Source organism: Streptomyces sp. AgN23, from assembly GCF_001598115.1.
In the GTDB taxonomy this organism is placed as follows: domain Bacteria; phylum Actinomycetota; class Actinomycetes; order Streptomycetales; family Streptomycetaceae; genus Streptomyces; species Streptomyces antimycoticus.
This window is the reverse complement of sequence record NZ_CP007153.1, coordinates 10,362,983-10,389,018: the sequence shown is the minus strand read 5'-3', so window position 1 is coordinate 10,389,018 and position 26,036 is coordinate 10,362,983. Positions and strand designations below refer to the sequence as shown.

Genomic DNA, 26,036 nt, shown 5'->3' with positions numbered 1-26,036 from the left:
GACCGCCGCCGTCCTCCGTGACCCGGGCCGGAGGTCACGACACACCACCGGATGCGGCGGCCGTCATCCGGGTCGGCAGCCTGCCCGGCATCCGTCTGCCGCCGCATCGCGCGCACCGCGGGCGAGGGCCCGTCGCATCCTTCCAGGAAGGAACCCATCTCGTGTCGAAACCACGCAGACGATTACTCCGCTTCCTCACGGCTGCCGCGCTGATCGGCACCGTGTTCACCACGGCCTCGGGCCACTCGGCCGCCCAGGCGGCCCCGGGCAGTCCGGCGCTCACCCCGCCGCTGGGCTGGAACAGCTGGAACAGCTTCGGGTGCGGGGTCACCGAGGCACAGGTCCGGCAGGCCGCCGACGCGATGGTCTCCTCGGGCATGCGGGACGCCGGTTACCGATACGTGGTGGTCGACGACTGCTGGTTCGACCCGCAACGCGATACCGCGGGCAACTTGCGGGCCAACCCGACGAAATTCCCGAGCGGGATGAAGGCGCTCGGGGACTACATCCACGGAAAGGGCTTGAAGTTCGGCATCTACCAGGTGCCCAACGAGCGCACGTGTGCGCAGGGCGGGGGCGGTTACCCGGGGTCCACCGGCAGCAAGGGTCATGAGGCCCAGGACGCTCGCACGTTCGCCTCGTGGGGTGTGGACTACCTCAAGTACGACTGGTGCTCCGCCGCCGGCACCCGGGACGAGCAAGTCGCGCGGTTCACGCTCATGCGCGACGCGCTGCGCGCCACCGGGCGCCCGATCGTCTACAGCATCAACCCGAACAGCTACCACGCCATCACCGGCGACACATACAACTGGGGCGAGGTCGCCGACCTGTGGCGGACGACCGAGGACCTGCTCGACATCTGGCAGAACGGCAACACCAACAGCTACCCGATGGGCGTGGGCAACGTCGTGGACGTCACCGCGCCACTGGCCGCGCAGTCGGGTCCCGGCCACTGGAACGATCCCGACATGCTCGTCGTCGGCCGCCCCGGGCTGTCGCTGACCGAGTCCCGCTCCCACTTCGCCCTGTGGGCACTGATGGCCGCGCCGCTCATGGCGGGCAACGACATCCGCACCATGTCGGCCGATGTGAGCGCGGTCCTGCGCAACCCGCGCCTGCTTGCGGTGAACCAGGACCCGCTGGGCGCGGGCGGGCGCAGGGTGCGCGACGACGGAGACACCGAGGTGTTCGCCAAGCCCCTGTCCGACGGCTCGGTCGCCGTTGGCCTGTTCAACCGGGGGAACAGCACGGCGACCGTCACCGCCACGGCGGCACAGGTCGGCCTGTCCGGCGGGTCGTTCACCCTCACCGACCTGTGGACCGGCGGCACATCGAGCACGACCGGACAGGTATCGGCGAGTGTGCCCGCGCACGGTGTCGCCGCGTTCCGGGTGACCGGCGGCACTCCGCTGGCCGCCACCACGTCCCGGCTGCGCGGTGACGGGTCCGGCCGTTGCCTGGACGTGGAGAACGCCTCGACCGCGGCCGGGGCGAAGGTGCTGATCCGGGACTGCCACACGGCCGCCGGCCAGTTGTGGACCACCTGGGCCGGCGGCGAGATACGCGTCTTCGGCGACAAGTGCCTGGACGCCTACGACCAGGGCACCGCCAACGGCACACGCATCATCACCTGGCCCTGTAACGGACAGGACAACCAGAAATGGACACTCGACGCGAACGGTTCGATCCGCAACGTCCACGCCGGCCTGTGCCTGGACGTCGATCAAGCCGGCACCGCCAACGGATCCCCGCTGATCCTGTGGACCTGCAACGGTCAGAGCAACCAGAGGTGGACCCGCACATGAGGAGACGACCACAGCCCACTCGTACGAGACTCACGCGAGCGGTCGCCTGGGCGGCCAGTCTCCTGCTGGCCGTCGTCCTCGCGCCCGCAGCGGTGTCTCCCACGGAGGCCAGGGCGGACAACCCCATCGTGCAGCACGTCTACACGGCCGACCCCGCGCCCTTGGTCCATGACGGCCGCGTCTACCTCTACACCGGGCACGACGAGGACAACTCGACCAACTTCACCATGAAAGAGTGGCGGGTGTGGTCCTCCGCCGACATGGTCAACTGGACCGACCACGGCTCTCCGCTCAGCGTGGCCTCCTTCAGCTGGGCGTCCGCCAACGCGTGGGCGGGCCAGGTCGTGGCCCGCAACGGAAAGTTCTACTGGTACGTGCCGACAACGGAGCGCGCGACCGGCCGCATGGCCATCGGCGTGGCGGTGTCGGACAGCCCCACCGGACCGTTCCGCGACGCCCTCGGCCACCCGCTGGTCGGAAACGGCGAGATCGACCCGACCGTCTTCATCGACGATGACGGACAGGCGTATCTGTACTGGGGCAACCCGAACCTGTGGTACGTCAGGCTGAACGCCGACATGATTTCCTACTCCGGCAGCCCGGCCAAGATCCCGCTCACCACGGCGGGCTTCGGCACCCGCACCGGTGATCCCAACCGGCCCACGCTGTTCGAGGAAGGGCCCTGGGTCTACAAACGAGGCGGCCTGTACTACATCGTGTACGCCGCCAAGTGCTGCTCGGAGTTCATCGCCTACTCCACCGCCCCCGGCCCGACCGGGCCGTGGACCTACCGCGGAACGATCATGCCCACGCAGGGCGCCAGCTTCACCAACCACCCGGGCATCGTCGATTTCAAGGGCACTTCGTATTTCTTCTACCACAACGGCGCGCTTCCGGGCGGGAGCGGCTACACCCGCTCGGTCGGCGTGGAGACGTTCTCCTACCACCCCGACGGCACCATCCCGACGATCAACATGACCAGTACGGGGGCGCCCCAGGTCGGCACGCTCGACCCATACATCCGTCAGGAGGCCGAAACGATCGCCTGGGAATCCGGGATCGAGACGGAGCCGTCCAGCGAGGGAGGCAGGAACGTCGGGTACACCGAGAACGGCGACTACATCAAGGTCAAAGGTGTCGCTTTCGGCGCGGGCCCGTCCTCCTTCACCGCACGCGTGGCCTCGGCGACCGGCGGCAGCGCCATCGAACTGCGTCTGGGCGGACCCAACGGAACCGTCGTGGGCCGGTGCGGCGTGCCGAACACCGGCGGCTGGCAGACCTGGACGACGGTGTCCTGTCCAGTCAGCGGCGCCACGGGTACGCAGGACCTGTATCTGCGGTTCGCGGGCGGCAGCGGCTATCTGGTCAACGCGGACTGGTGGCGGTTCACCGCCGACGCCACCACTGTCCCGGGACGGGCAGGCGGGTGACGGCTGACGCGCGGCCGGGCCCCCCGCCACCGCGACGGCATCGCCGTGGTGGCGGGGGGCGCACCGACCCCGCCTGGCCGCGTGCCGCCGGGACGGCACCGGTGCGTGCGGTCCGATCGTGCCGGACTGGCGCTGAAGCCGGCGTGCCTCACGCACCGCCACGACGGGGACGGGCCATGGCCGCAGGCGGCGTGCTCGCCCTGGTGGCCGTCGCCGCCTGCGGCAGCGGATCTGCCGACACGCGGGACGGCTTACAGCCGGTGCGGCAGACAGACGGCACGCTGACGGTGTGGGTCGGCTCCTCGCGCCTGGCGGCCGTCGAACTGCACAGGTCCGACATCCCTCGTCGAAGATGGACATCGTCGCGTCCGACGGGAATGCCCATGGCTCCCACTACGTGCGCACCAAGGTGGGCCTGTTCCATCGCACCCGCCACGGCCGGCCGGACGTGGTCTTCAGCGCCCAGAACAACGAGACGTCCTGGGACGTGGAGGCAGGCTTCGCCGCCCCCTCTGAACGCAGGGCTGATTCCCCAGTCCACGCTTGCGGGCTGAGCCAGGGGGGCGAACGACCCGTGCACCGTCGACGGGGCTCCCGGCTATCCCGCGTACGCGCCCTACGACGCCTCGTCGCCGGCCGGACCCGGCCGGCGGGCGGGCTCGTCGTGGTCCAGGTGCTGACGCAGCCACTGCTCCGTCGTGCTCACATGCATCAGCGCCGCGGCCTCGGCCAGTGCGGAGTCCCGGCGCAGCAGGGCGGCGTAGATCGCCTCGTGCTCGGCGATGGTCCGGTCACCGGCGTGGGCGTCGACCATGCCGCGCCAGACCCGGCCGCGTACGGTGCGGCTGGAGATGCCCTCCAGCAGGGTCGCCAGCGTGCTGTTCCCGGCGGCTGCGATCACCGCCCTGTGGAAGGCGGCGTCGTGCTCGTTGAGCAGCTCGACATCGTCGCGGGCGGCCTTCATCGCGTCCAGGTGGTGCCTGACCTCGACGAGGTCGTGGTCGGAGATCCGGGTGGCGGCAAGGCTGGTGGCAACGGGCTCGAAGAGCCTGCGCACTTCGGTCAGTTCCAGCAGGGTGTCACCGTGGAGCAATTCCACCGCCGCGCCCAGCCCCTCGAGCAGCAGCGCGGGCTCCAGGCTCGTCACATAGGTCCCGTCGCCCCGCCTGACGTCCAGGACCCGCGCGACAACAAGCGCTCTGACCGCCTCACGCATCAGATTCCTGGACAGACCAAGTTCCGTGGCCAGCTGTTGCTCGGGCGGTAGCTTGGCGCCCGGCGGTAGTTCGCCGGACTGGATGAGCTCCCTGATGCGGGCGATTGCCTTGTCGGTCAATGACATAGGCCAACTCCACACTCCCTGCTCACGCCATGCCACGCTAACAGGACCTCCCATGTTCCAAAAGGGACGGGAAGTCTTTCATGGGCGCCTCGCTCGCCGATGGCCACGCTCTTCTGCCTTCACCTGCGAAAGGGCGTTCCTGCCGACGATCCATAGTCAGGCGGTTCAACTGCGCTCGACTGAACACATCCCATGTCACGGTCTTGATGCGGCAGGCCCGCCCCTGTCCCCCGGATCGAGTGACGTCAATGTCCGCCGCCAACGCTGACACTGACATCGGGCTTGATCATCGACGCTCGGGTCCGGGGTGGCCGCGCCCCGGCGCAGCGGGTCGCCGTGCCGCTTGGCCCGTTGGATCGCGTACCCGACGATCCGGTGGTCCCGGTGGGGGCGCCGATGCCGTCCCCGGTTGTACTCAGGCAGTAGATGCTGCTCGATGAACTGGTCCAGCCGGACAAGGTGGATGTTCGAGAGGGTCGGAGAGGCGACCCCCGCCCTGCGGCCAACCGCTGAGCGTGGCGGGCCACTGGCGGCCCGGTACAACGCGGCGGCGTCTTTTCCGAAACTCCTCCGGGTACGGAGGCCGGCGCCCCACCTGGACATCCCTTCCTGGACCTACGAGGTCCATCGTCAGAGCGCCCACTCCGGAGGATCAGCCTCAGGGGTGGGCTCCGTCAGCGGTTAATCTTGAGGCTCGTCAGGACGAGCGGAGCGCGCAGGAGTTCGGTGGCGCACTCGTCCGCCCTTTCCCGTAGGACACCGCCTTAGCGGCGGCGGGCCAGGAGCGTCGTGCCGACAATGACGCATCCGATGGCCATGATCTTGCCGGCCCCGTAGTAGCGGGACCAGTCGTTGTCAGCCGTGCCTCCGTGCAGGATCAGCCACGAGAGCAGCCCTATCCCGCTCACAGCGAGGACCACTCCTCCGGTCAGCCTGAGCCCGGCCCACCACGAAGCGTCTCCGGTGGGCGCGGGTTCGGTGTCCTGGCCTCGTTCGCGGTCACTCACCTTGTGTCCTCTCCTATGACCATGATCTTCTGCGGAGAAGACGTGGTCCACCACGGAGGGGTTCCACGCCATGGTGCGGTGTCGGGGCACCGCTCGTTCAGTCGCGGTCGGCTACCTGTTTCCTGGACCACGCGGTGGCGTCAGCTCCGTATCGAGCCAAGAGGCGTGCGAACTGGATCCGCTCCTCCCCTGACCAGGTGGCGGTGATCTCCTGGAACACTTTGCGCTGTTCGGCGGCGAAGCGGTTGCGTTCGGCCTCGCCGTGTTCGGTGAGTTCGAGCACGGTGCGGCGTCCGTCGGACTGGGACGCCGTCCGGCGCAGCAGACCGTCCGCGATGCAGGCGGCGACGGTCCGGCTGGCCACCGGCTGGGCGACGCCCATCTCGGCAGCAAGGCCACCGACGGTCATCTCGCCCGGCGCATCGGCGATCACATTGAGTACGAGGTTGCGGGACAGGTCCTTGCCCGATGCCGGTGCGCGGCGGCGCAACCGTGACAGCGCCGGGCCGATCTGATCCAGCGCCAGGTCGTCGGAAGACTGCTCGGAGAAGGACGCGCTGCTCATGTGACCGAGTCTAGGCCCGGTCCGCACATTTGCATACCACCAGGTATTTGCATAGCATCAGGTATGTAAATCATGAACGAGCGAGGGAATGAAGCGGACCGTTATGGCACTCACCGCGATCACAGGCGCGCAGATCTTCGACGGGGAGAAGACGACAGGCGTGCGGACCGTGGTCATCGACGGCGGGCGGATCGCCCGTGTCGGTGGCGACGCTCCTCAGGGCAGCGAGATCGTCGACGGAAGCGGCGCCACGCTGCTGCCGGGGCTCATCGACGCCCATGTCCACTCCGCCCCGGGTTCCCTGGCTCTCGCCCTGAGGTTCGGGGTGACGACCGAACTGGAGATGCAGGGCATGAACACCCGGGAGAACCGGGGACCCATCGCCGACGACGACACCCTGGCTGACGTGCGCTCTTCAGGCTTCGCCATCACACCGCCCGGTGGCCACCCGAGCGAGCTGATGCCCGAAGGCTTCCGGCCGAAGTGGGATCTCCCCCCGGTGATGCCCCTGATGCCGTTCTCCACCACGCCCGAGGAAGCGGCCGCCTTCGTGCCTCAGCTCCTCGCCCGCGGCTCCGACTTCATCAAGTTCATGATCGACGACGGCAGCGTGGAGGGACACCCCGGGCTGCCCTCGCTCGACCAGGCCACCGTGAACGCCGGTGTCGCCGAAGCCAAGAAGTACGGCGTCCTCACCGTGGCCCACGCGCTGACCGTGGAGGCCACCAGGATGGCCGCCGAAGCCGGCATCGACGGCGTCACCCACGTGTTCATGGACCAGCCGCACACCGCCGAGATCATCAGCATCGTCAAGGACGCAGGCATGTTCGTCATTCCCTGCATCACCCTCAATGCATCGATGATGGGGATCACCGGCAGCCAGCTCGCCGACGACCCCCGAGTTGCCGCACGCCTCGACAGCGAGTGGGACCGGACCCTGCGCTCCAGCTACAACCGCTACCCGCAGGGCAAGCTCGACGACGTGTACGCCACCGTGCGCGCCCTGGACGCCGCCGGCGTCGACGTGCTGGCCGGCACCGACGTCTCCATGCCCGAGACGTTCTTCGGGGGCCTGGCACACGGAGCGAGCCTGCACCACGAACTGCAGTATCTGGTGGCCGCCGGACTCACGCCCTCCCGGGCCCTGCGGGCGGCCACGGCGACCACGGCCCGCCGCTTCCACCTCAGCGACCGGGGCCGCATCGCCGAGGGACTCCGCGCCGACCTCCTGCTGGTCGACGGCGACCCGACCCACGACATCAGCGACACCCTCAACACCCGCGCCGTCTGGCGCCGCGGCACCCGCCTGGCGGCATGACCGCGGCACTTCCCCTGGAAGGAAGGAGTCGACTGTCCGGTTCTTGCTCGCCGCGGTACAGCGGCCTTCTACGATCCGCTGCATGCTGGATCCCGAGCTGTTGGAACGGATTACCGCGCGGCGCGCGGAACTGGACGAACTCGAGGAACAGCTGGTCAAGCAGGTGGCGGAGGCACGGGCGGAGCGGGATGAACTCGCTGTCGCTGAAGCGTGACCTTGAGCGGGTGAGCGAGCAGCTCGCCGACGAGCGCGCCTCGGCTATGCCGGCGCCCGGGCAGGTGGGTGGACGGGCCGTGATGCTGATCCCGCACCGCTCACCGCCCAGGCCCCGCGCCTGGACCGCGCCCTGAAGAAGGCCACCGAGCAGGGTGGGGAGCTGGTCCTGATCGACGGGACCCTCATCCCCACCCAGCACCGCACCGGAAAGGCCGACCGGCGCAACTACTGCGGCAAACACCACCATCGCGGCCTGCACTTCCTCGCCCTGACCGATGAACGCGGCCGACTGATCTGGATATCCGTCGCCCGGCCCGGCCGCACCCACGACAACACGGCCGCCCGCCACGACCACATCCTGGCCCACCTGCGCGCCGCCGGCCTCGGGGCACTCGCGGACCTCGGCTTCCGCGGCCTGGACAACGACGTCGTCGACCCCGTGATCGTCACCGGCCTCCACGCCAGCCGTACTATTCGGGGCCAAGACCCCGGCTGTCCCGTTGGCCGAGCCCGGCCGACGCCTACGGGCCGGTGGCCCGCCGCGGCCGCCCGGTCGCCCCGTCTGCGCCGCGGCGAGTCCGCAGCGCACACGACCCCTGACGTACCCCGGTCCGGTAGCCCGGACCGGCTACCGCCTCGGTCCCGCGACGGCGTAGGCCGTGGTGCCGGCGATCGTGAGCACCAGAGCCGTCCAGGTGCCCGCCGCCGTGCCGGGTGGCAGCATCATCCAGGACGCCACCTGCGTCGGCACACTCGTCGGAGGCGGGGCGAAGAACGAGAACGAGAGCCAGGCGAACGGCAGCGTCCACGCGTACTGTCCCCCGCACACCGCCGCCCCGGCGGCGGCGAGCCCGATCAGGCCCGCGCTGTCCCGCACGACGAACGCGGCGGTGGCCAGGTCCTTCCCCGTCGCCTGCACCGCCAGCAGCACCACGGCGACGACCGCGCCGGCGAGCAGCACGTGCACCGCCCTGCGGGGTGCCCAGCGGATCGCGGCCGTCCGGTCCAGCGCGAGGTCCTGCCCGCTGAGCCCGGTCGAGACCGCCATCGCTCCCGCGGCGAGGACGAGCGCGGGCAGCCGCGGATCGCCCGGCCCTCCGCCGCCGTCCCGGGCGAGTGCCCACACCGTCACCGTGGTGATCACCACCGCGGCCAGTGACGCGGGTACCTGACGCGAGCGCGCGTGCGGCTGCCCTGCGGAGTGCGGTCCAGCAGCCGGGGCTGCTCCGCGAAGGACCCCGGACTGCGCGGTCGGCCCCATCCCTCGCCCTCGACGGCCCGCCCCGCGTGGCGGCACTCGGCGTCCAGATCAGCCACGGGCGGCTGATCGGCTGTCCGGACCTGTTCGACGATCCGGCGTTCGACGACGCTCGCCGACCGCCGGCAGTCCATGGCCGACCGCCTGGAACCGGCCGGCCAGGAGGAGCCTGACCGGGCCGGGACTGCGAACGGCATCCCCGGCTGAACGGATCACCGCGGGGCACCGCCCGATTCGCTGCCGCGGTCGGGCTACTCCTCCCGGTACAGCCGGTCGAGGCCGACGAGCACCACCTGTCCGTCGGCTTCGGCCGTGCTGAGCGCGGGAGTGGAGCCGACGCCGCTGCAGCAGGCGGGCCGGGCGTGGGTGACGTCCTCGCCATCGGCGGCGAGCGGGTCGCGGAGGTGACGGAGGCGTTCCAGGTAGTGCGGGCCCAATGGCCTCGTCCCAGCGCGCCACTCCGACCGACAGCAGGGCCCGGAATCGGCGTCGATGCGGCCGCGTACGACCACGTCCGCTTCCGCCCTCGGACCGGCGTGGCGCGCCGTGCCGGGAACTGAGCCGTGGGCCGCTGTCGCGGGGCGTGCACCGAAGACGGCCGGGTGGGCGAAGTCCGCGACCCAGTCCCGGCAGATCTGGGCCACGTGGCGCAGGCGGCAGACGCCGCGGGTGGCGGCCGACAACGACATCACCATGTGGTGAAGGTGCGGGGTCGCGGCCGTGACAGGTCATACGGCATCGCTGGGCAGCCCGGGTGACTGGGCGATCTCTTGTTCGGCGGCTTCGACGATCGCCAGCACGGCGGCCGCCGCGGCCGCGGGGTCGCGGGCCTCGACCGCTTCCACGATGGCGCGGTGACCCGGCAGCGAGGCTTTCACCGCGCCGGGAGTCTGTGTGCTGACGAGGAAGCTGTGTTCCAGCGCGATGTCGACAGCGCGGCCCAGTGAGCCGAGGAGACGGTTGCCGCTGGCGTCGAGCAGGGCCCGGTGGAAGGCGATGTCGGCCTCGACGTAGCCGCTGCGGCCGGGTGCCGCCGCGGCGGCCTCCATGAGGGCCAGGGCGTCGTACAGGGCTCGTACGTCGTCGGGGCCGGCCCGGCCGGCGGCGAGCCGGGCCGCCTCGGGCTCGACGATCCGGCGCAGTTCACCCGTATCGCGCAGCAGAGCCGTGGCGTCCCCGGCCTGTTTCCAGCGCAGTACGTCACGGTCCAGGTGGTTCCAGTGCTCCGGGGGCAGCACGCGCGTGCCGGTGCGCGGGCGTACGTGCAGCATCCCCTTGGCCACCAGTGCCTTGACCGCTTCCCGCAACACCCCTCGGCTGACGCCGATCTCGGCCGCGAGCGCGTCCTCGACCGGCAACGCATCCCCCGGCTCCCACGCGCCGCCCACGATGCGCCGCCCCAGTTCGTCGACCACGCGCTGGTGCGTGGTCAGGAAGTGCACCACGATCTCCGCTCACCCTCTGGACGCCATTCATCGAATCATTTAATGATTGAGCTCCAGGGTACGGCCTGCGGGCCCTCACCCGACATCGCCCCACCGCGCAAGCGGACCACGCGAGAACCACGGGAGTGCCTACATGACCGACGGTCAGAGGACGAGCCGCCGCAGCCAGGCGTGGTTCGGCGCACAGGGCCGCAGCGGGATGGTGTACCGCTCCTGGATGCGCAATCAGGGATTCGGGCACGAGGTGTTCGACGGACGTCCCGTCATCGGCATCGCGACCAGTGCCTCCGAACTCGCCCCGTGCAACGCCCATCTGACACGCGTCGCCGAAGCGGTCAAGCGCGGCGTGTGGCAGGCGGGCGGTCTGCCACTCCAGTTCCCCACCATGGCCACCGGCGAGACCCTGATGCGCCCCACCGCCATGCTGTACCGCAACCTCATGGCCATGGAGGTCGAGGAGCTGATCCGGGCCAATCCGCTCGACGGTGTCGTGCTGCTGTCCGGCTGCGACAAGACGACCCCCGCCATGCTCATGGGCGCCGCCAGCGTCGACGTGCCCGCCGTCATGGTCACCGGCGGGCCGATGCTCAACGGCAAGTACCGGGGCCAGGACGTGGGATCCGGCACCCATGTGTGGAAGTTCGAGGAGGATCTGAAGACCGGCCGGATGACCGAGGAGGAGTGCTTCTTCGCGGAAGGGTGCATGGCCCGCTCCAACGGCCACTGCATGACGATGGGGACCGCCTCGACGATGGCCTGCATGGCCGAGGCGCTCGGCATGCAGCTGCCGGGCTCGGCTGCCTGGCCCGCGGTCGACTCCCGGCGGATGGAGACCGCGCAGGCGGCGGGGCAGCGCATCGTGCGGATGGTGGAGGAGGAGCTACGCCCCTCTCAGATCCTGACCCGGGAGGCGTTCGAGAACGCCATCCGGGTCAACGCGGCCATCGGCGGCTCCACGAACGCGATCATCCATCTCACCGCCATCGCCGGACGCGTCGGCGTCGAGCTGAGCCTGCGCGACTTCGACGACCTGGCCCGCGCGGTGCCGACCCTGGTCAACCTGATGCCCAGCGGCACCTACCTCATGGAGGACTTCTGCTACGCGGGCGGGCTGCCCGCCGTCATGGCCGAGCTGCTCCGCGGCAAACTGCTGCACGGCGAACGGATCACGGTCACCGGACGCACCATCGCCGAGAACACCGAGAGCGCCGAACGCGTCAACTCCGACGTCATCACCGGCCTCGACGCTCCCTTCCAGCCGGCCGGCACCGGCACCGCCGTGCTGCGCGGCAACCTGTGCCCCGACGGAGCCGTGATCAAGCAGTCCGCCGCCTCACCGCACCTGCTCACCCACCGCGGCCCCGCGCGCGTCTTCGACTCCCCCGAGGCCTATCACGAGGTGGCCGACGACCCGGAACTCGACATCGACGAGAACACCGTCATCGTCATCCGCAACGCCGGCCCCAAGGGCTACCCCGGTATGCCCGAGGTCTCCAACGTCCCGCTGCCCGCCAAGCTGCTGAAGGCCGGCGTCAAGGACATGGTGCGCGTCTGTGACGGCCGGATGAGCGGCACCGGGTACGGGACCGTGGTGCTGCACGTGGCGCCCGAGGCCGCCGTCGGCGGACCTCTCGCCCTGGTGCGCGACGGGGACCCCATCGTCCTCGACGTCCCGAACCGCACCCTGCGCCTGGACGTGGACGACACCGAGCTCACCCGGCGCCGGGAGACATGGCGGGCCCCCGCCGAGCGGCACACCAGCGGCTACGCCTGGCTCTACACCCAGAACGTGGAACAGGCCCACCAGGGGGCCGACTTCGGCTTCCTGCGCGGAAGCCGTGGGCACGAGGTACCCCGCGACTCCCACTGAGTCCGCCCCAGGTGACCGCACCCCCTCGAATCCAGGAGAGCATCGATCGTGGAATCGGCAGCAGCGCGCCCTCGTCCGGTCCTCACAGCCGGCTCCGTCCTGCCGGAGGACTTCGGCCGAGCCGCCCTCGTCGCGCGCGTCCACCACCCGGAATCGGACGGACCGTGTGTGGCCGCGGTCCGCGGCGATCAGGTCGTCGACCTGACGGCCGTCACCCCCACCGTCTCCGACCTGATGGAACGCGACGACGCGGCGGCAATCGTCCGCGAAGCCGATGGCGGACACGCCTGGCACCTGGACGAACTGCTGCAGGCACCGGCCGGCCGCCGTGACGTGCCGCATCTGCTCGCCCCCCTCGACCTGCAGGTGATCAAGGCCGCGGGCGTCACCTTCGCCCGGAGTCTGCTGGAACGCGTCATCGAGGAGCGCACGGGCGGCGATCCGGCGCAGGCCGCGCGGGTGCGGGCCCGCGTACAGCAGCTGGTGGGCGGCGCGCTCGACGGCATCCGTCCCGGATCGCCGGAAGCGGACAAGGCCAAGGAACTGCTCGTCTCCGAAGGACTGTGGTCGCAGTACCTGGAGGTCGGGATCGGGCCTGACCCGGAAGTATTCACCAAGGCCCCGGTCCTGTCCGCGGTCGGCACCGGCGCCGACATCGGGGTGCTCGGCGCCTCGGTGTGGAACAACCCTGAGCCCGAGGTCGTCCTCGTCGTGGACTCACGCGGCCGGGTACGGGGCGCGACGCTCGGCAACGACGTCAACCTCCGCGACGTCGAGGGACGCAGCGCCCTGCTGCTGTCCCGTGCGAAGGACAACAACGCCTCCTGCGCGATCGGCCCGTTCATCCGCCTGCTCGACGACGGCTTCGACCTGGACACCGTACGCGGGCTCGACATCGACCTGCGGATCGACGGCACGGACGGCTACGTGCTGCACGGCAGCAGTTCCATGCGCGAGATCAGCCGCGACGTACTGGACCTGGTGGCCGCCACGTACGGTCCGCACCATCAATACCCGGACGGCTTCGTGCTGTTCACCGGAACGCTGTTCGCCCCCACCGAGGACCGACAGGCACCCGGCGCGGGGTTCACCCACGAGTACGGCGACATCGTGCGGATCTCCAGCCCGCGGCTCGGCGCTCTGGTCAACACCGTGATCCCCAGCGAGCAGGCCACGCCGTGGACGATCGGCGTACGAGCGCTGATGCGCAACCTCGCCCGGCGCGGCGTGCTGTGAGGTGACCGCAGGCATGGCCGCGCGGTCCGGTGTGCGCAGCGCTGCCGCTGCCGCGGCGTGCGCTGCGCACAACCGGCTCATGCCCGGGCGACCAGCTCCTGGCCGAACGTGGCGTGCAACCGCCGCGTGTGGTCCACGTGGCGCTCGGCTCCGGTCAACGTGACCCTGGCCGTCAGACGCGGATCCGCGCTGGAGGCGGCCAACCGCACCTCCAGCTCGCCCGGTTCGACGACGCGCCGACCGTCACGTCCGGTGAAGGAAGCGAGGTCGGCCGGGACCGTGACCCGGACGCGGCGGGTCTCGCCCGGCTTCAGCTCGACGCGGGCGTAGCCGACGAGGCGCTGCACCGGCTGGACGACGGAGGCGACCGGGTCATGCAGATAGAGCTGGACGACCTCGGTTCCGGACCGTGCGCCTGCGTTGCGGAGGGTGAAGGCGAAGGTGAACTCGCCGTCCGTCGGAGCCTCCTGGGCGTCCACGCTCAGGTCTGCCCACTCGAACCGCGTATAGGACAGGCCGTGGCCGAAGGCGAAGGCGGGGGTCGGGTCGATGTTGGACACCTCGCTGGCGTGCGCGAGCCGCGCCCCGAGGTACGTGGCCGGCTGGGAGCCCGGCCCGCGCGGCACGCTGACCGGGAGACGTCCGGAGGGATTGGTACGGCCGCTGAGCACCCCGGCGATCGCGTGCGTGCCCTCCTCACCCGGGAAGAAGGACTGCACGATCGCGGCGGACTCCTCCACTGCGCGGCCGAGGGCATACGGCCGTCCCGCGAGCAGCACGGTGACCACGGGTGTCTCCTGGTCGAGCAGCGTGTCGAGCAGTTGCTGCTGCGCACCGGGCAGCACCAGCGCCTCGGCGTCGCATCCTTCGCCGCTGGTGCCCCTCCCGAAGAGCCCGGCGCGGTCGCCGAGCACCACCAGGGCGACGTCGGCCTCGCGTGCCACCTGGGCGGCCTCGCGGATGCCGGAGAGATCTCCGTCGTCGATTCCGGTGCCGCGGGCGACCGTGATCTCGGCGTCGGGGAATTCGGCGGCGAGAGTGTCGCGCAGCGTGGGCAGCTCGATACCGAGTGGGGTCCCGGGGTGGCGGACGCCGATGTGCTGGGGGAAGGAGTAGCAGCCCAGTACGGCGGTGGGCTCGTCGGCGTTGGGACCGAGCAGAGCGATGCGGCGCGGCCTCGCGAGCGGCAGAGTGCCGTCGTTGCTCAGCAGCACGACCGCTTCCTCGGCGACCGTGCGGGCCAGCGCGCGGTTCTTGGGACCGTCCAAGTCGATCCGGCCGCGCAGGGCGGCCGGGTCGTCCAGGTCTGCCCCGTCGAGCGCGGCCGGTACGGGGTCCCAGTCCGGGTCGAGCAGGCCGAGCATCGCCTTCTGGGTGAGTACCCGGCGCAGGGCGCGATCGACCAACGCCTCCGGTATGCGGCCGTCGGCGACGGCCTCGGCCAGGGGCGCGCCGTACGTCTTGACGTTGGGCAGTTCGACGTCGATACCCGCGTGCAGCGCCGCGCCGGCGGCGCCGGCCCAGTCGGCCGCGATGCCGTGCAGGGTCTTCAGGAAGGCGATGGCGAAGTAGTCGGCGACGACAGTACCGTCGAAGCCCCACGTGTCACGCAGCAGCCCGGTGAGCAGATTTTCGTCGGCCGCGGAAGGCATGCCGTCGGTGTCGGTGTAGGCGTTCATCACCGACCGGGCGCTGCCTTCACGGATCGCCATCTCGAAGGGAGGCAGCAGAACGTCGGCGCGTTCGCGCGGGCCCACGGCGGAGGGGGCGAGGTTGCGACCGGCGCGGGAGGCCGAGTAGCCGACGAAGTGCTTGAGGGTGGCGACGATCCCGGCGGACTCCAGGCCCTGCACATATGCCGTGCCGATGGTGCCGACGAGGTACGGGTCCTCGCCGATGGTCTCCTCGACTCGGCCCCACCGGGCGTCGCGCACGACGTCCAGGACGGGCGCGAGTCCCTGGTGGACACCGACGGCACGCATGTCGCGGCCGATGGCGGCGGCCATGCGCCGCACCGTGTCCGGGTCGAAGGTGGCGCCCCAGGACAGCGGAACGGGATAGGCCGTCGCCCCCCAGGCGGCGAAGCCGGCCAGACACTCGTCATGTGCGAGAGCGGGGATGCCGAACCGGTTGGTGGCGGCGATACGGGTCTGGGTGCGGGCCAGGGAGAGCGCACCCAGTGCGGGGTCGACGGGGACCGTGCCGAAGGGCCGGGTCAGCTGGCCCAGTCCGGTGGGCAGGAGTGCGTCAAGATCGACGGCTTCCTCCATGTCGTGCTGATGGGGGGCCACTTCACCGCCCTGATCGGAGGCGCCCACCCACACTCCGTACAGCTGGGCGGTCTTCTCCTGAAGGGTCATCGCGTCGATCAGGGCGTCGACTCTCGCGGTGACGGGAAGGGTGGGGTCGTTCCAGAGGGAGGCTTCGGGGGTGTTCTCTACGGCCACGTTGGCGTTCACTTTCCTCCCACGCCCGCCGGGCCCTGGGGCAGGGCGGGACAGGCGAACAGGTATGCAGGGCATGCCGCCCGAACCACAGGCCGACCACCGGCCACAGCGTCGGTGTCGGCGTCGGTCAACGGCTGAATCCGGCGGTCAGACCGCTCAGCAGCTGGCGGCGGCCGAACGCGTACAGGATCAGGATGGGCAGAGTGGTGAGGACGACGGCGGCGAGAACGGCAGGGACGTTGACCCCGTACTGGCCCTGGAAGGTCCACAGTGCGAGGGGCAGGGTCCGGCGGTCAGGGCTCTGAGTGAGGACCAACGGCAGCAGGAAACCGTTCCAGATGGTCAGTGCGTTGAAGATGGTCACGGTGAGGATGGCCGGTCGGGTGAGCGGTGCCGCCAGCCGCCACAGTGTCGTCCATTCGGTGGCGCCGTCGACCCGCATCGAGTCGAACAGCTCGTTGGGCACGTCGCGGATGAAGTTGGCGAGCACCAGCACGGACAGCGGGATGGCGAAGGCGATCGACGGGAGGATCAGCGCCAGCAGACTGTCGTACAGCTGCAGTTTGATGATGATCAGGTAGACCGGGATCACCGTCGCCTGCAGTGGGATGGCCAGCCCCATGAGGAACAGCCCGTTCATCGCGCGCAGGGTCCGCATGCGCCAACCGCGGACGATCGCGTAGGCGGCCATGAAGGAGACCGCCACCGCCGGCACCACGGCGCCCGCGGTGACCACGACGCTGTTCACGAAGTAGCGCAGGAAGTCGGACTCGACGACCAGCCGGTAGTTCTCCAGCGTGGGGTCAGCCGAGGGCACCAGCGGGTTGCTCGCGTAGTAACGGCTCTTGGGCTTGAGGCTGGTGATCAGGGTCCAGTACAGGGGGACGGCGACGACCGCGAGCCAGAGCCATCCGGCCAGGCCACCGGCCCAGTTGCGCCGGCGGGCCGCCGGACGGGAGGGGCATCGCCGCTCGCGGTGGGTGGCCTTCCGCGGTCCTCGCGGCTCGATCAGCGTGGTGGACACGTCAGGCCCCTTCGAGTTGGCTCGCACCGGCGTCCCGGCCCCCGAGCCTGCGCAGCAGCAGGGCGAGGGACAGACCCACCAGGACCAGGATGACGGCGATGGCGCTGGCCGGTCCCATCAGGCTGGCTTGGAATCCCCGCTTGTACATGTCCAGTGCGAGGACCCGGGTGGCGTCTCCGGGGCCGCCCTCGGTCAGGACGAAGATGAGGTCGAAGAAGGTCAGCGATCCGACCACCATCAGCGTGGACGAGGTGATGATGGTGTATTTCAGCTGAGGCAGCGTGATGCTGAAGAACTGCCGGATCCGTCCGGCCCCGTCCAACTGCGCGGCCTCGTACAGGGACTTCGGAATCTGCTGGACACCACCCTGGTAGATCAGTGAGTGGAACGGGATGAACTGCCAGGAGACGACGAAGATGATGACCCCGAACGCGAGCCCGGGCCGCCCCAGCCAGTCCTGGCTGAGTGCCTGGATCTTCAGCCCGGCGCCGAGCCCGAAGTTGGGGTCCAGCAGGGCCTTGTAGGCGATCGCGATCGCCGCGGAGCTGAGCATCAGCGGGATGAAGTACACCACGCCCAGCACCGCACGGTAGCGCTGGCGGCCGGCCAGGAACGTGCCGAGCAGAATGCTCAGCGGCGTCTGAACGGCCCAGGAGACGGCCATCACCAGGAATGTCACCCACAGGGCGTGCGGCAGCCCGGGGTCGCTGAGCACCGTGCGCCAGCTGGTCAGCCCCGACGGGTGGATGGCGCCGATCCCGTCCCACGTGGTGAAGCTCAGCACGAAGACACCGACGAGCGGTATCACGGCGAAGCCGACGAAGACCACCAGCGCCGGCGTGGCCAGCCACGGCAGGATGCTGCGCGGTTCGCGACGCGGCGGATGGCCGGTGTGCGCGCTCATTTGCCGGTGACCTCGTTGAGGTTGCGGGCGAACCCCTGCGGCGAGATGGACAGCTGGAACAACTTGACGATGTTGTCCAGCAGGGCCTCGGCGGCCGCCGGGCTGAGCGCTTGGTCCCAGGACTGGCCGAACACCTTGGCCTTGCTGGCGATGTCGTAGGTGAACTGCAGGAAATCGGCGCTCTTGGAGGCGGCCAGCAGCTTCTCCGTGCCCAGCCGGATCGGAACCGCCCCGTTGCCGATCCACTTCTTCATCTCGTCCTCCTGGAGGACGCCCGTGGCGAAGAAATCCTTGGCGATCTTCTTCTGCTCGGCGCTGGCCTTCGAGGATATGGACAGGTACTGGGCGGGGTTGCCGACGGTGTTGCTCGGATCGCCCTTACCGCCTTCAACGGGCGGGAAGTTCATGTAGCCCAGCGCGCCGCTGGAGACGAAGTCCCCGCCCTCGGTCTGCTGGATGCCGTACGACCAGGAGCCGTGGAGCATCATCGCGGCCCTGCCGGTGTACAGCAGCGCCTGGTCGGCGTTGGAGTCCGCGGTGATCGAGGAGAAGCCCTTGATGAACCCGTGGGCTTTGACCAGATCCTGCACCTTGGTCAGCGCGGTGATGGCGTCCGGATGGGACCAGGCGTTCTTCTCGCCCTCGATGATGGCCTGGAACACCTCCGGACCGCCGATGCGGTCGAACAGGAACTCAAGCCACATCATGTTCGTCCACCGGGACTGGCCACCCAGGGAGAAGGGCGCTATGCCCTTCGCGTTGAACCTGGGCACCAGCGCCATGATGTCGTCCCAGGACTTCGGTGGCTCCACGCCGACCCGGTCGAAGACCTTCTTGTTGTAGTAGAGGACGATCGGCTGCACGACATCGCACGGCATCGCGTAGATCTTGCCGTCGACGGTCGCCGCGGCGAACGAGGACGGGAACAGCCGCTTCTTGACCTCGGGGTGCTCGTCGAACCACGAGGTGAGGTCCTCGACCTGGCCCGCCTTCGCGTAGGTGCGCAGCGTCCCGCCTCCCCAGCCCCAGATGATGGTGGGCGCCTTCCCCGCCCCGATGGCGGTCTTGATCTTCGTCTTGTACGCGTCGTTCTGGAAGGTGGTGTCTGTGATCTGCTCCTTGGGGTGGGCCTTGTTGAACGCGTCCACCGCGCCGCCCCTGACACCCTCATTCGGCTGGCCGCTTATGTACCAGTACGTGGCTCCACCACCGCTCTTGCTGGGACCGGACGAGCCGCAGGCCGCGAGCGCCGCGGAGACGGGCACGCCGGCGGCCAGGCCGAGGAGAGTACGTCGAGAGAGGGGGATCGCCATGTCTTTTCTCCGCACTTGAGAGCCACCGGCTTCTCGTGAGCCATAGTGAAAACTTTTCGAAATAACCTTCTTTGAGTTCCGTTCGTGCAAATTAAGTTTCGGACTGACACCCTGTCAAGGCATGTGCAGGCACGTTGTCGGCCAGCAATCGGCTGCGTAGTATCGGGCGAGAACGGCCCTCGAGGAACCCTTGGAGGGACCGAAAATTTTTCGAAACATTCTGGTTGGGAGCGGGGGGTGACGCGATGACCCGGCTCACCGGCACGTCGCGGGTGCAGATCCCACGCCATCCGCGCGCTCGCCCCGGGCAGTCCGGCAGTCGGCCCGCTTCGCCCAGGTACGGCTGGAGCCGGGCGCAAGCACACGCGTACCGGTCGGCGTGCATGCCGATCGGACCCCGTTCACCGGACGCGAGCTCACGCAGATCGTCGGACGTGCCGAGGTCGAGGGGCTCGTCGGCACCTCCCCGGACGGGCCCGGTGCCGGTTGCCGTACAGTTACCCGGTTCCACCCGCGTTGCCGACCCGACCGGCGGCTCACCACACCGGTGGACGTACAGCTGGGAGGAACCGATGCGGCCGAACACCAGGCGGACCACTTTGGCGGACATCGCCCAAGCGGCCGGGGTCTCCGTCGCGACCGTGTCCAAAGTGGTCAACGGTCGCGGTGACGTGGCGCCGCGGACCCGCGCCCGGGTACAGGAACTGCTGCATCAGCACCACTACCTCGCGCCCGTGTTCCGCCACACCGAGGCCATCGAAAGCCCGACCATCGAAGTGCAGTTCAAGGGCGGCCTCAAGTCGTACGTGGCCGAGGCCCTGGAAGGGATCATCGACTCCGCCGCCGAATTGGGGGCCTCGGTGGTGATCGGTCAGGCGTCCCGCGCCCCACACTGGGCCCGGGACCTGGTCTCAGCCGGGCGCCGCGCCGTCATCGCGGTCACCAGCGTGTACACCACAGCGCACCTGAACGAACTGGCCCGGGCCGGGCTGCCGCTGGTCGTGCTGGACCCACTGCACCTGCCAGACAGCCGGGTCAACAGCGTCGGGGCGACCAACTTCGCCGGCGGCCTGGCCGCGACCCGGCACCTGCTCTCCCTGGGCCACCGCCGCATCGCCTATCTCGGCGGACCGACCATGGCCGTGTGCAACCAGGCACGCATGCACGGCTACCGTGCCGCCATGGAGGCGGAAGGAGCGCAGGTACCCGACGCCTGCGTCCGGCCCGGAGAATTCACGTACGAGACCGGGTTGCTCGGCGCCACGGAACTCCTGGGCCTGCAAGAGCCACCGACGGCGATCTTCGCAGGCAACGACGAGATCGCCCTCGGTGTCATCGAGACCGCCCGCGCCCGAGGGCTGCGCGTCCCCGAAGACCTGAGCGTGGTCGGCTTCGACGACACAAGCCTTGCCCAGATGGCCTCACCGCCACTGACCACCGTGCGCCAGCCACTACGGGAGATGGGTGGTGCCGCCCTGCGTACCGCCCTCCGACTGGCCAGAGGCGAGAAGGCCGAGTCCCATCACATCGAACTCGCCACCGAACTCGTGGTACGCGCCTCGACGGCGCCGCCCCGCGAAGAGACTTCGGCGCATAGATAATCGCAGGTGAGAGGCAGCGTAGGGCCCCGTCAGGCGGGTTCGGCAGTGAGGACGCGCCCGGTCGGCCTGCGGGTGTGGATCCACGCGGGCAGTGCGGTCAACACCCCGACTGCCAGCAGGATGACGAGGGCGGCGGTGAGCAACCACGTCGTCGAGGGTGTGACCGTGCTGCCGAACACCCAGTACAGGCCGAGCCCGGTCGGAATACCCACCGCCACTCCGGGTACGGCGGGCAGGAGTTGCGCCACGCACAGCGCCGCGACGACCTGGCCGGGTGTGGCGCCGAGGGTACGGGCGATGGACAGGGCGCGCCGGGCCTGCACGGCGGTGCTCCAGCCGAGGAGCACGGTGTTGAGCGTGGACAGCGCCACCAGCGTGAGCGTGACGGCGAGCAGCACCTCGCCGGTCAGGTCGACCCGCACTTCGACGGGGCCGAACCGCTTGAAGTCGGGCCTCCCGCCGAGTTCGGTGTGCCAGGTGAGCAGGGCGGTCACCATGAGGGTGGTGGTGGCCGTACCGGCGGAGGCCAGGACGGCGCGGCCGGGCCGGCGGGCGAGCAGCCGGATGCCGAGCAGGAGCGAGGTGGGCAGATGCGCCGTCATGGCGTTCAGGCGGGGGTGGCGCGTGAGCAGGTGCGCCGGGTCGGCCAGGGAGTGGACGGTGCTGGTGCGGGTGGCGCGCAGCGCGGGGCCGAGCGCACCGGTCAGAGCGACCACGACGGCGAGGAAGATCGCGGCGGTGACGGTGCCGGAGTCCGGAGGGCTGATGGTGTTGAGCAGCCCGGCGCTGGGATCGACCAGGTGGGGTGCGGCCAGCGTTCCGGCGGTCAGCCCGAGCGCGGAGGCCAGGAGGGTCAGCAGCAGGTACTGCGCCAGCAGGACGGAGGTGACGGTGGCGGGTCCGGCGCCGACGGCCTTGAGCAGTGCGGCACGCCGGTTGTCGCGGGCAGCGCGGGTGGTGGCGAGCGCGGCGAGGGTGACCATCGCGGCGGCGGCGAGCAGCCAGCCGCCGACCACCAGGGCAGGCTGGATGGCCCGGATCATGGACAGGTCCGACTGGAGGACGTCCTGCCAGTAGTGGACGTTGACCGAGGAGTCGACCTCGCGGTCGCGCCCGAACACGGTGTCCTGCCATCGTTCCGTCGCCGTGGGATCGGTCAGCTTCAGAAGGATCAGGTGGACGCTGGGCTCCTCCCCCGCCGCCGCGCGGGCGTCGGCTGAGGTGAGCCAGATCCTGCCGCCGTAGTCGGACGGCCCGGCCCCCTGCGCGGCGTCGCTCCCTGGATACACCCCGGTGGCCGCGCTGATCGCGGTCCCGGCGACCGGATAGCCGCGTCCGCCGATGGTGACGCGGTCGCCGACGCGCACGCCGAGTGCTTGCGCGAACCCGCGCTCGACCACCGCGCCGCCGGGACGCACCCAGGTGCCGGAGGTCACCAGCGGTCGGTCCACGGCGGATGGTGCGGTCTCGCGCCCCTCGACCGAGGAGTGCGCGGTTCGGCCGTGCGCCTTGATGTAGGTGTCGAACGCGAAGACCGGGTCGGCTCGCGCGGCCACACCGGGCGCGTCCGCGAGGCGTTCGGCCACGTGGGACGGGTTCGTGGCCGTCGTGGTGGCGATGATGTCGGGCCCCGCGGTGGCCGCGCGGGTCTTCTCGTACCCGCTGACCACCGCGTCGTTGGTCGTCAGTCCGAGGGTCAGGCTGGCACCGGCGATGGTGACGGCGAGCAGGAACATGACGGCCTCACCGGGTCGGCGGCGCATATCGCGCAGGACCAGGCGCCACGTCAGCAGCAGATGTCCCACCGTCAGTCCCCCCAGCTCAAGAGCGTGCCGAGCCGTGTGCTGCCGCTGCCGCTGCCGGTGTTCAGGGGGGTGTCGTCGGCCAGCGTGCCGTCGCGCAGGGAGACGATGCGGTCGGCGGTGGCGGCGACGCGTTCGTCGTGGGTGACCATGACCAGGGTCTGGCCGGCGGTGCGCAGCTCGTCGAAGAGCCGGAGGATGTCGTGGGTCGCGGCGCTGTCGAGGTTTCCGGTGGGCTCGTCGGCGAGGACCACCAGCGGCTTGTTGACCAGGGCACGGGCGATGGCGACCCGCTGCCGCTGCCCGCCGGACAGTTCCGAGGGCAGATGCCGGGCCCGGTCGGCGAGTCCGACCTGATCGAGGAGTTCGGCGGCACGGCGGCGGGCGGTGCGCGGTGAGGCGCCGGCGAGCAGCGCGGGCAGCTCGACGTTCTCCGCCGCGGTCAGCTCGTCCATCAGGTGGTACGCCTGGAAGACGAACCCGACGGCGCGGCGGCGCAGCCGGGCCAGCGCCCGCTCGCCGAGGTCGTCGACACGCCGCCCACCGAGCCACACCTCGCCCTCGGTAGGCCGGTCAAGACCGCCGAGAAGCTGGAGCAGTGTGGACTTGCCACAGCCGCTGGGCCCGGTCACGGCGAGCGTCTGCCCGGTGGGAACAACGAGGTCGACCCCGCCGACAGCCCACACCGCGCTCTCGTCCTCCCCGTACACCCGGGCCAGGCCGACCGTGCGCAGCACCGGCCCGGCCGCCTCTCCGGGGTGGCGGCCGGCCCATCCCGCGCCCGGGCCGTCGTCCGTACCCCTCCGCCGCGACCGGGCCCTGCCCCGCTGACCGTCTCTCGTCATCCGTTTCCCTTGCCTTTCCCCCGCGGTGTGCGGGCGGACCAGGTCCGCCCACACGCTTCCAGCCAGCGCAGATCGGCCTGCAACCGGAGCGCTATGCCCTCCAGAAGCAGCCCGGCCTCCGAGTCCGTGTCGTGAGCAAGGGCAGCGTGCTGGGCTTCGGCGAGGCTGCGCATCAGCTCCCGCCGCCGCGCGTCCACGAGCGCGAGCGGATCGGCCAGACCAGACTCACCGGCGGCCACCAACTTCAGGTGGAACTCCGTCACGTCCGCTCTGGGTCCGGCGCTCTCGGCCATCCACGCGGCCACCCGCTCATGCCCGGCCGCGGTCGGCGCGTACACCTTGCGCCGCGGGCCGCGCACCGGCGCGTCCTCACGCTCCTGGACGACCAGGCCCGCCTTTTCGAGCCGGGTGAGCGTCACATAGATCTGCCCCGCGTTCAGCGTCTCCCCCAATGGCCCGAGCGCCGCTACCAGCCGCGCGCGCAGGTCGTACCCGTGCGACGGCTCCTTGACCAGCAGCGCCAGCACCACGTCCTGCACGGACCACCCTCCTCTGCGACCCCCAATAGATAGCGGTTAGCTAAAGGGAGCGTCAAGCCGGCCTCTGAACCCCATCCGCGGCCGGGAAGGCGTACCGCCTCCGCGCCGCAGTGTCCCGTCACACGGTGGCCCTCGCCCCGGGCCAAGAGCGTGGCCCAGCACGACGCACGTGTGCCGGTGCCCGCCTGACCGTGCTCCGGCCTACTGGAAACCCCGCGGGTCCGTCTGGACTCCGCAAGACCTTCAAAACCTGGGTCATTCGGCAACCCCGGACCACCGTTTTCTGACCCGATCCGGAGCCATGACCGCCCTCGAACCGGCATGTCGGCGCCCCGCGACGATCGCCGGCACCAGGACGAGCGCGGTCAGGCGGCGGGCGATGAGGCTGCCGTCCGCCCGGACGAGCTCCAGTCGCCGGTGCGCGGCGGCCACCGGCGCGAGCAGCACCTGCGCGGCGGTGCGGTCGCCGGCATCCGCACCCGTGACGATCACCGTCGGCTGCAGGCGGGGCCGTGTCGACCACCACGTGTCGCTCGCGGCCGTTGAACAGCGCGGGGAGGTCGCGGATGCCGCCGGTTGGTGAACTGCTGGAACAGCCCGGACGAACGCGAGACCGTCCGGCACTCGATCAGCAGGACGCGGGGCGCCGCCGAGGGGACGCTCGACGAGTGGCTGCCAGGTGTGGTCGTCGACGAACCGTGCGGCGAGCAAGTGGGCCACTGCCCTGTCGCAGGTCCCGACGGCTCGACTCCCCGGGCCACGGCCTGGCACTCGGTCCGCTCGACGGGTGAAGAGGCGGGGCGATCTCACCGCGAGCGCGTTCATGCGACCCGACCGCACGCCGGACCGCGCGAGCGCGGTCCGGTGGGCTCACGACAGTCGCGGTCACCTGCCCGGGGGCCTGACCGTTGCCACCGGGACGAGGGTGGTGCGGTCGAACGGGCCGCCGTGGGAGGCGGCGCACGCGACGGCGTCGTTGACGGCATCGAGACCGAAGGTCCGGACGCGTTCGGGGGCGAGGTCCAGCGCGCCCGAGGCGAGGAGCCGGATGATGCCGACATTCGCTGTGCGCGGGTACATCCACTGACCGCGCACGGTGACCGAGTTGCGCATGATCCATGGGTACGGAAGTGCGAGATCGTCGCCACCGAGCATGCCGACGCCGCCCATGAGGACGACGCGGCCGTATTCGCGCACGGTCATGGCCGCCGCACGCGACGCGGAACTGGGTGCGCTCGGCGGGAGCAGGTCGATCACCATGTCGATCGGGCCGTCGCCCGCCGCGGACATCGCCGCCCGGTCCGTGTCCTCGTCCCCGGTCAGCGGCACCGGGCGCACACGCGGACCGAACCGGTCGGCGAGCAGGTCGAGCGCTGCCCGGTTGCGGCCCGGGGCGACCACGCGGCCCGCTCCCATCGCGAGCGCGACCGCGACCGCGCTGCTGCCGAGGTTGCCGGTGGCCCCGCTGACGAGCAGCGTCTCGCCGGCTGCGAGCCCGCCTGCCAGCAGCCCGCCGTAAGGGATGGTGTGCACACTGAGCGCGGCCCAGCGGGCCGGGTCGTCCCCTGCCACGGTGGGCAGCGGGAAGACGTTCTCCGTCGGGACCCGCATACGTTCGGCGAACGACCCGTCGTGCAGGTACCGGGCCAACCGCGCGCCGCCCTCCCCGCGGGAACTCCAGCCCTGAAGCGTGATGTCGGGCGTCAGGGCGTCGTCCCGCGAACGCACCGTGCAGTCGCACCACACCAGGTCCCCGGCACGCAGCCGGGTGGCGTCCGGGCCGACGTGGACGACCCGTCCCACGCCGCCGATCCCGGGCACGACGGGAGGGACCAGGGGGTAGTTCCGTTCGCCGCCGAAGACCTCGCCCGCGTACGGGGGGACGCAGGTAGCCAGCACCTCGACCACCACCTCACCGCCGCCGGCCTCAGGGTCGGGCACCTCCCGCACCGTGAGCGGGGCGCCGAACCGCGTCAATACCGCTGCTCGCATGCGATGACCTCCATGTTCGTCCGGGTCCTTCGGCATCGACACTAGGAGTCCGGCGATCATGCGGGAAGCGACGATCC

General features: G+C 70.4%; 22 protein-coding genes and 1 pseudogene. 8 read left to right on the top strand and 15 right to left on the bottom strand.

All coding sequences use genetic code 11. The features are described 5' to 3' along the window. Positions 1-209 precede the first annotated feature (209 nt). Together AS97_RS44340 and AS97_RS44335 are read left to right on the top strand one after the other, a co-directional pair. The gene (locus tag AS97_RS44340; protein ID WP_247204878.1) at positions 210-1,805 is read left to right on the top strand and encodes a ricin-type beta-trefoil lectin domain protein; all 1,596 of its coding nucleotides are present in this window, start codon (positions 210-212) and stop codon (positions 1,803-1,805) included. Further along, positions 1,802-3,235, top strand: coding sequence for a glycoside hydrolase family 43 protein (locus AS97_RS44335; RefSeq protein WP_086708735.1), 1,434 nt, complete (start codon positions 1,802-1,804; stop codon positions 3,233-3,235). Before AS97_RS44340 ends, AS97_RS44335 begins: the two co-directional genes overlap by 4 nt. 616 nt (positions 3,236-3,851) lie before the next feature. On the opposite strand, the gene AS97_RS44330 is transcribed toward AS97_RS44335, so the two are convergent. The 3 genes from AS97_RS44330 to AS97_RS44320 form a co-directional block, all read right to left on the bottom strand. Further along, entirely contained in the window at positions 3,852-4,577 is a 726-nt protein-coding gene (locus tag AS97_RS44330) for a FadR/GntR family transcriptional regulator (protein ID WP_086708734.1), read from the bottom strand. A 764-nt stretch (positions 4,578-5,341) separates the two neighbouring features. After that, positions 5,342-5,584 carry a hypothetical protein gene (locus AS97_RS44325; RefSeq protein ID WP_059142311.1) on the bottom strand — a complete coding sequence of 81 codons (243 nt, stop codon included), beginning with the start codon at positions 5,582-5,584 and terminating at the stop codon, positions 5,342-5,344. 97 nt (positions 5,585-5,681) lie between these two features. Further along, positions 5,682-6,149: a MarR family winged helix-turn-helix transcriptional regulator gene (locus AS97_RS44320; RefSeq protein WP_210566898.1), complete on the bottom strand. Its 468-nt coding sequence runs from the start codon at positions 6,147-6,149 to the stop codon at positions 5,682-5,684. 103 nt (positions 6,150-6,252) lie between these two features. Here AS97_RS44320 and AS97_RS44315 point away from each other — a divergent pair, with 103 nt between their 5' ends. Together AS97_RS44315 and AS97_RS48195 are read left to right on the top strand one after the other, a co-directional pair. Further along, positions 6,253-7,467, top strand: a complete 1,215-nt coding sequence (locus tag AS97_RS44315; protein ID WP_059142309.1) for an amidohydrolase family protein — start codon at positions 6,253-6,255, stop codon at positions 7,465-7,467. 334 nt (positions 7,468-7,801) lie between these two features. Next, positions 7,802-8,044, top strand: a pseudogene (locus AS97_RS48195) (transposase family protein); the annotation flags it as partial. A gap of 267 nt (positions 8,045-8,311) precedes the next feature. On the opposite strand, the gene AS97_RS44305 reads toward AS97_RS48195, so the two are convergent. Then, a complete protein-coding gene (locus AS97_RS44305) occupies positions 8,312-8,830 on the bottom strand; it encodes a hypothetical protein (RefSeq protein WP_247204698.1) in 519 nt (172 codons plus the stop codon). Positions 8,831-8,838: 8 nt separating this feature from the next. Between AS97_RS44305 and AS97_RS49135 the strand changes: the two genes are divergently transcribed. Next, a complete protein-coding gene (locus AS97_RS49135) occupies positions 8,839-9,114 on the top strand; it encodes a fructose 1,6-bisphosphatase (protein WP_185929777.1) in 276 nt (91 codons plus the stop codon). A 78-nt stretch (positions 9,115-9,192) separates the two neighbouring features. Here AS97_RS49135 and AS97_RS44295 read toward each other — a convergent pair whose 3' ends face one another. After that, a complete protein-coding gene (locus AS97_RS44295; protein WP_143670300.1) occupies positions 9,193-9,636 on the bottom strand; it encodes a hypothetical protein in 444 nt (147 codons plus the stop codon). Between the two features lie 33 nt (positions 9,637-9,669). Further along, positions 9,670-10,389, bottom strand: coding sequence for a FadR/GntR family transcriptional regulator (locus AS97_RS44290; RefSeq protein WP_247204877.1), 720 nt, complete (start codon positions 10,387-10,389; stop codon positions 9,670-9,672). A 130-nt stretch (positions 10,390-10,519) separates the two neighbouring features. On the opposite strand from AS97_RS44290, the gene AS97_RS44285 reads away from it, so the two are divergent. Beyond that, complete coding sequence (locus AS97_RS44285; protein WP_210566896.1) at positions 10,520-12,256, top strand: IlvD/Edd family dehydratase; 1,737 nt, start codon at positions 10,520-10,522, stop codon at positions 12,254-12,256. Positions 12,257-12,304: 48 nt separating this feature from the next. Further along, the gene (locus tag AS97_RS44280; protein ID WP_059142305.1) at positions 12,305-13,492 is read left to right on the top strand and encodes a fumarylacetoacetate hydrolase family protein; all 1,188 of its coding nucleotides are present in this window, start codon (positions 12,305-12,307) and stop codon (positions 13,490-13,492) included. Positions 13,493-13,569: 77 nt separating this feature from the next. Here AS97_RS44280 and AS97_RS44275 read toward each other — a convergent pair whose 3' ends face one another. From AS97_RS44275 to AS97_RS44260, 4 genes are all read right to left on the bottom strand, one after another. Then, positions 13,570-15,951, bottom strand: a complete 2,382-nt coding sequence (locus AS97_RS44275; protein ID WP_125756985.1) for a glycoside hydrolase family 3 N-terminal domain-containing protein — start codon at positions 15,949-15,951, stop codon at positions 13,570-13,572. 115 nt (positions 15,952-16,066) lie between these two features. Beyond that, complete coding sequence (locus AS97_RS44270; protein ID WP_210566895.1) at positions 16,067-16,963, bottom strand: carbohydrate ABC transporter permease; 897 nt, start codon at positions 16,961-16,963, stop codon at positions 16,067-16,069. A 1-nt stretch (position 16,964) separates the two neighbouring features. Next, a complete protein-coding gene (locus AS97_RS44265; RefSeq protein ID WP_059142302.1) occupies positions 16,965-17,867 on the bottom strand; it encodes a sugar ABC transporter permease in 903 nt (300 codons plus the stop codon). Further along, positions 17,864-19,174: an extracellular solute-binding protein gene (locus AS97_RS44260; RefSeq protein WP_086708767.1), complete on the bottom strand. Its 1,311-nt coding sequence runs from the start codon at positions 19,172-19,174 to the stop codon at positions 17,864-17,866. The genes AS97_RS44265 and AS97_RS44260 overlap by 4 nt, the downstream gene beginning before the upstream one ends. Positions 19,175-19,752: 578 nt before the next feature. On the opposite strand from AS97_RS44260, the gene AS97_RS44255 reads away from it, so the two are divergent. Further along, positions 19,753-20,781 carry a LacI family DNA-binding transcriptional regulator gene (locus tag AS97_RS44255; RefSeq protein WP_059142301.1) on the top strand — a complete coding sequence of 343 codons (1,029 nt, stop codon included), beginning with the start codon at positions 19,753-19,755 and terminating at the stop codon, positions 20,779-20,781. A 29-nt stretch (positions 20,782-20,810) separates the two neighbouring features. Here AS97_RS44255 and AS97_RS44250 read toward each other — a convergent pair whose 3' ends face one another. The 5 genes from AS97_RS44250 to AS97_RS44230 form a co-directional block, all read right to left on the bottom strand. Continuing rightward, a complete protein-coding gene (locus tag AS97_RS44250) occupies positions 20,811-22,586 on the bottom strand; it encodes an ABC transporter permease (protein WP_125756982.1) in 1,776 nt (591 codons plus the stop codon). Positions 22,587-22,588: 2 nt separating this feature from the next. Then, positions 22,589-23,428, bottom strand: coding sequence for an ABC transporter ATP-binding protein (locus AS97_RS44245; protein ID WP_059142299.1), 840 nt, complete (start codon positions 23,426-23,428; stop codon positions 22,589-22,591). Then, positions 23,425-23,967, bottom strand: coding sequence for a PadR family transcriptional regulator (locus AS97_RS44240; protein WP_059142298.1), 543 nt, complete (start codon positions 23,965-23,967; stop codon positions 23,425-23,427). The genes AS97_RS44245 and AS97_RS44240 overlap by 4 nt, the downstream gene beginning before the upstream one ends. A gap of 255 nt (positions 23,968-24,222) precedes the next feature. After that, positions 24,223-24,459: a hypothetical protein gene (locus AS97_RS44235; RefSeq protein WP_148181136.1), complete on the bottom strand. Its 237-nt coding sequence runs from the start codon at positions 24,457-24,459 to the stop codon at positions 24,223-24,225. Between the two features lie 393 nt (positions 24,460-24,852). Further along, positions 24,853-25,959, bottom strand: coding sequence for a zinc-binding dehydrogenase (locus AS97_RS44230; RefSeq protein WP_079059151.1), 1,107 nt, complete (start codon positions 25,957-25,959; stop codon positions 24,853-24,855). Positions 25,960-26,036 lie beyond the last annotated feature (77 nt).